This window comes from Nitrosomonas sp. JL21, from assembly GCF_009833095.1.
In the GTDB taxonomy this organism is placed as follows: domain Bacteria; phylum Pseudomonadota; class Gammaproteobacteria; order Burkholderiales; family Nitrosomonadaceae; genus Nitrosomonas.
In genome coordinates, this window is sequence record NZ_QRCB01000081.1 from 1 (window position 1) to 1,048 (window position 1,048).

2 protein-coding genes are annotated in these 1,048 nt (G+C 37.1%); both read right to left on the reverse strand.

All coding sequences use genetic code 11. From position 1 onward, the window contains the following. On the reverse strand, nt 1–695 hold a 695-nt coding region (locus ABF87_RS14590), incomplete at its 3' end, for a glycosyltransferase (RefSeq protein ID WP_160829843.1). Then, nucleotides 676–1,048, reverse strand: a 373-nt coding sequence (locus ABF87_RS14595) for a hypothetical protein (RefSeq protein ID WP_160829844.1), incomplete at its 5' end; no start/stop codon positions are given. The genes ABF87_RS14590 and ABF87_RS14595, both read right to left, overlap by 20 nt.

Below are 1,048 nucleotides of genomic sequence, written 5' to 3' on the forward strand. Positions count from 1 at the left end.
ATTGATATCCCGTTTGGAATCACCATAGTATTCAAGTTTTTGTCAAGTGACAGAAGTCTAAGCCCATCGTCTTTTGAACAAACAATATGATAATCAAATGCTGACATATTTTTTCGTTCATACTGCTCAAGTCTTCTCCCTTCTTGCTGGAAGTACCACCTTTTTAGAGGGTTCTTTTCATGATCTACACGGCGGAGCATCATATGCGATTCCACATTGTGATGATCGAGAACACACGGAGTCTTAAGATGCTTATCCCAAAAAGGAGCCAGACTTATCGTATCAAAATGAATAACATCATAGTGTTTCCTTTTAACACCATCAGCAACTGCAAGGCTGTAATCATCTGACTTTAGCCAGTTAATAGTATAAGGTTCATTAGTAAAAAGACTTTTGATGGCAAGCCAGTATTTAGCCATAGAACTACTATCCGACTGGATATCAAAATAAGATATCTCCGAAATAAATTGGGAGAGCATCTCTCTGGATTTTGCCTTGCCAGCCTGAATGCTCTCAAAGTATGAGATTAACGAATTTTTCTGATTAAAAGCCAATAAATCAACCTCATGATACCGAGCCACCTCCCGGATAAGATTGTAACTACGCATTAACACACCGCTTTTGGGCGGGTAAGGTATCAAATGAGAAAGCCAAAGAATCTTCATAGTGTTCTCTTTAACATTTTCCATTTTCATTTAGTTTACCCATTCTTCCAGCCACGAAGCCAGTGAGACTCTGCCAAGCAATACCATTTGGATATTTATGCAAATGCCGAAGGAAAAAGAGTCTATTTTGAATTTTATTTTCGATCAATCTCCATCGAACTTGTTGATTATATTTTTTCCTATAGAAACTAACAAATTCGCTGCTCTCTGCTCCTTGTTTAAGGACAGGATGCTTGCACAATTTTTGATATTTTTTGGTTAAAATGTCAGCCTCTTTTCCACTCAACAACTCTGGCACGTAATATTTATTAATTCGCACAGGAATTATCATAACATCCTCAACATTCTCATCATTTAAAATGACAACCAGAATCATTGATTCC